Annotated in this window: 5 protein-coding genes; 2 read left to right on the top strand and 3 right to left on the bottom strand. The window is 38.2% G+C overall.

What is annotated here, in order from left to right; all coding sequences use genetic code 11:
* Positions 1-169: 169 nt before the first annotated feature.
* A complete protein-coding gene (locus tag JMX13_RS13395) occupies positions 170-535 on the bottom strand; it encodes a plasmid mobilization protein (protein WP_201613302.1) in 366 nt (121 codons plus the stop codon).
* Between the two features lie 319 nt (positions 536-854).
* On the opposite strand from JMX13_RS13395, the gene JMX13_RS13390 reads away from it, so the two are divergent.
* On the top strand, positions 855-1448 hold the full coding sequence (locus tag JMX13_RS13390) for a hypothetical protein (RefSeq protein ID WP_201613299.1): 594 nt from the start codon (positions 855-857) through the stop codon (positions 1446-1448).
* A 299-nt stretch (positions 1449-1747) separates the two neighbouring features.
* Entirely contained in the window at positions 1748-2734 is a 987-nt protein-coding gene (gene repM / locus JMX13_RS13385; protein ID WP_201613298.1) for a replication initiation protein RepM, read from the top strand.
* A gap of 290 nt (positions 2735-3024) precedes the next feature.
* On the opposite strand, the gene JMX13_RS13380 is transcribed toward repM, so the two are convergent.
* Together JMX13_RS13380 and JMX13_RS13375 are read right to left on the bottom strand one after the other, a co-directional pair.
* A complete protein-coding gene (locus JMX13_RS13380; RefSeq protein WP_201613296.1) occupies positions 3025-3462 on the bottom strand; it encodes a surface-adhesin E family protein in 438 nt (145 codons plus the stop codon).
* 122 nt (positions 3463-3584) lie between these two features.
* A partial coding sequence (locus tag JMX13_RS13375) for a relaxase (RefSeq protein ID WP_201613295.1) occupies positions 3585-4612 on the bottom strand: 1028 nt, incomplete at its 5' end.

Here is a 4612-nt window from a genome sequence, read left to right as displayed (position 1 = left end):
CTTGTACTTAGAGATGTGAGAAGTTGTATTAATCAAGTGCTCAGTGAGCACAGGATCGCCGTACAGCACTTTTGCATGCACTCTAGGCACAAGAGCACCCTTATCCCCCTTCTCTTTCAATAGGTAGTTTAAAACGCCACTCGCTTTGCCTTTACCATGGTGAGAGAACTTAACGATCATCACTATCCCTCGCAGCTGCCTTTGAGTATTCAATACTATTCTCTATCAGCACATGCAGCTGCGCTCTAATGGCTTTAATCTCACCCAATACTTCAGCATCAACCTGCCGTTCGATATTCACCTGCTTCGTTATCTGGTTTAAATTACTACCAATCCTGCCCAACTGACGCACCAATTCAGGGTCAACCGGCTTAACAGGAGTAACCCCTAGTGCCAATCCTCGTAACCAACTGGCCACCGTATTCGCGCGGTTTCTTTTCTTAATCTCAGCAAGCTCATACTCATTAACGCGAATCGCGATCTCTTTAGTGCGCTTAGCTCTCTTATCAAGTGAAGTAGGTTTTGACTCAATCATAACGATAACCTAAGTGAGGGTTGCAGGGGTTTTAAGGGTCTCCCTTAACCAGCTCACAGAGGGATAGGATGATTATTGCGGTAGCGATAAATAGCCCCCTCTAGTGACTGCTGGCTTAGGATAATTTAGCTTATTACAATTATAATGTCTATACCTAATTAATATCAATGTCTATATATGTTTTTTATGTATGTGTATATCTATTAATAGAAATGTCTATATATAAAATAACCACTGTCTATATACATATAAAAATAGGTATACACATACGGCTATTAAGGTATGATAGATACTACATTGAGAATGATAAGGATGGGTTATGAGTGAGAAGCAATACTCAAAGCGTCAGGTAAATATGATGCGTGTGAATGCATTAAGAAGTGCCTCATCAGAAGCTAAAAATATATTTATCGCTTATCTTTGCGGGGTTCATACTTTATATTTCTATGATGAGGAAGCTAAAAATTATCCTGAAGACTACTATGCTTTCAAGCGAGTAGTGTCAACCATACCTGTACGAGATAGAAGATCACTTCATGGCCAGATAAACACTTATAGAGCCGCTCAGATATTAAAGTTATTAGGTACGAGTGTTGATAATAAGAAGCTGAGTTTTCTAACAGCACATTATGATCCATTGGGCAGTATGTCAGCCAAGGATGTCCTAACTATAATAAAAAAGGATCTAGCCAAATATAAGCTACTGTTAGATGTGTTTATCTGTAATAGTCATCGCGAAACCATCAGATCCTTACGAGTTCAAATCAAAGAAGAGCTTGGTATGAATAATGAGGAGATAAAGGGTTATAAGATATTTATGACTATACCTAGTAGTGTTCGACCTTTTGTTAATGCTTATAGGAAGCAAGAGAAAGAGAGGCTATTAGCTAATTCAAACAAGCCTCAAAGTTAGTTATATATTCTTTCCTTATTTTTATTACTTATCCACAACCAAAAAGGCTTTTAATGCTTTTAATACTTTTAATAGCTTTTAAGTCCGCTATAGACCTTACTGATAAATGGATGTAATCCTCATAAGTGGACGTTTATACCGTTATAAGTGGACGTTTATACCGTTATAAGTGGACGTTTATACCGTTATAAGTGGACGTTTATACCGCACTGATAGACATTATATTAATTGACTATTAATTGACAATTATATTAATAGTCAATTAATATAAATCTACCAACTAGATGCAGGGAAAGCTAATGAACGAAAAGAGAAAGAAAAAAGATGGTGTGCAAGACTTAGTCGTGAAATCAAACCGAATTGTCACAGCCTTTCAAAGTTTATCTTTAACGGAGATGTGTCTAATACAGCTAGCTATTGTTGATGCAAGAGAGACAGAACAAGGGTTAGAGATCAATAAGCCACTGTCTATAAGTGCAAAACGATACGCTGAAGCTTTTGATGTACAAATCGATACTGCCTACAAGATACTAGCCCAAGCTGGAAAAGGATTAAGAGCACGTTATTTTACGTTTTTGGATGATACTGGTAGCAAAATTGAGACAAACTGGGTTCAGCAAGTGAGATATGTTAAAAGCGAGGGACGTATTGAAGTTATTTTTACTGTTGCCGTTGTTAATGAAATTACTCGTTTAAGCTCACACTTCACACAATATGACCTAGAGTTCATCGCAACGCTGAATAGCATCTACTCTGTGCGTTTGTATGAGCTGATCGTAAAATGGTTAAGTGCTAGACAGACAGATATATTTGATTATGAAATATTGAGAGGTCAGCTAGGAATCAGTGTCAATGAATATAAAAACATGGGAGATTTCAAAAAACGTGTTCTTGATTTAGCTGTTAATGAGATTAATGAAAAGACAAATATTAAAGTTAAATATGAGAATGTAAAGCAAGGTCGCAAAATCATAGGTTTTACGTTTACTGTGCATGAAAAGTCTAAGTCTAAAGCTGATAAAACAATCAAACTGCGTGACGCTGATAACGGTGATATGTTTACCATTGACGGACTATCTGACAAGCAGCTGTGGCGTATCAGTCGTCATAAAGAGTTTATAAGTACGTATAGTGGTCTTGCTAAAGGCGATGTTGGTAAGAACTGGACAGCATATAGTGATTTTATAGTTGGTGAGATCAAAAAAGACGCTTCCAAATTCAGTAAGAAACGTCCTATACGAGAATATTTAGATGGAAATGAAGCAGACTATGATTTCTCAAGATGACAACAAAAACTGACCACCTAGAACAGTCTGTTATAAGCGGTTCTCTTATATTGGTCTGTTTTGAGTAGTCTGTTAATAGGTTTTTGGGGTGAAATAGCTGGTTCCGCTGGGGTATACCTTATAGACTTAACAAAGGTAATATAGGTGTGAGTATAAGACGCTGTCACATTGGACTTCAAGGGAAATAGTAACAAACAAAATGAGTAAGATAAAAAGGCAGTTGTTAATTAGCTGTTTGATATTATAGAAAACGCAGATATTTTTTTACTTGAGAAGCTATAGTCCTATCATCATAAATCACTAATATTTTTAAAACCGGCAATAGCGCAAGCCGCGTACATATCTGCATATCCTAACGTGTCCGGATGAATTACTCCGAATGAAGAAAAGGATCCATCGATTGATCTACTAAAAGAATCAAGATTAGCTCCATTTGAATCATAAAATATGCCAGATAACATATAAGAGCTTTCACTTTCACAGTTGAAAGCAATTTTAGAACTAGTAGAGTCAACAACCTTGTTATTAATTATCTTTTTCGCTTTACTTAAATTCTCGTATCTAAAGAAAGCAGTGACTATCTGAGTATTTTCATTGATTATCTTTATAGAATCAGTATCTATATAGCTAATCACACCTTGCTTATCAGTAACTGTTTTGATCCAGTTAGTGGCATTAGCAGAAACAGATATTAAACAAGCTAATGAACAGACAATTATTTTTCTCATATCTACGCCTTTATGTGTTTGATTAACAATATCTCTTTTTAAGCGCCCTAGTATGCCGTAATGAGACCTAAAGATAAAAAATTATTTCATTTTCAACTCCTCACTAGGGAACCGAACACCTATCAAAAGCCTGGTCTAAAACTTGGGCTATACGTTTCTGTTGGCGCTGGTTTAGCGACTTCTAGCTCTTGCTTAGCCTCTGTATCTGACACCAATGATTCAGCTATAGCTGTACTTCCATATCTTTCCTGATGATAAGCCTTTTTTATCTCTATTCCAGTGGCCAAGTGCTGCTCATCTAACTGCTTGCGATCCTCTCTATTGACGCTCTTGTCGTATCGAGAATGCTCACGCTTTCTTGCATCTGGGTCGAACTGATAACCACTAAACCCCTTTTCAAACATACCACCTTTAAGCCTAACCCCCATAGGTCTACCGTTCTTATCCGTGAGCTTATCGCTCGTCACCGACAACGTCTTCTCGCTATTACCTCGATTTATCTTCAAACCCCACTGCTTCAAGCGATTCAACACCCCTTGACGATTCATAGCCATACCGTGTTGCCAATCTAGCAGTAGACGACGTTTAATAGCTTCCTCCAATAGCTGACGACTAGGAGGCTCAGCGATAGTCTCCTCATCCTTATCAGCCTCTTTTCTCGTATACGTTTTTAAATCGAAAGGCGTAGGCCGTGGCGCATAATCACTATGGGGATTCACTAAACGTTTACGCTCAGGATCATTAGGGTCACTTAACGGCTCACCCTTGATAGTTTTAACCTCTGAGTTGATAATATTCTTCCAAGCATTGACCCTTTTTTGGTCAGCTGGCTCATAGTACGGCTGAAAAGCATCACCTGATCGCAGCTCCTGACAGGCAATCACAAAGTTCAGCTCCAGTCGCCCGACAGGGTGAGTCTCATCAATGTCTTTATCCGCATGCTCCACCCACAGGATATCGTACTGATCACTCTCTAAACCACAGAATATGATCGCCTCAAACTCCTGCATAATGCGCTTTTTATCCGTCTCACTGATCTCATCAGCACGTTCACTAAAAGACAAGTAGCCTGACTTGTACTTAGAGATGTGAGAAGTTGTATTAATCAAGTGCTCAGTGAGCACAGGATCGCCGTACAGCACTTTTGCAT

The organism is Psychrobacter immobilis (assembly GCF_904846285.1).
Taxonomy (GTDB): domain Bacteria; phylum Pseudomonadota; class Gammaproteobacteria; order Pseudomonadales; family Moraxellaceae; genus Psychrobacter; species Psychrobacter immobilis_D.
This window is presented reverse-complemented; position numbering and strand designations above follow the sequence as displayed.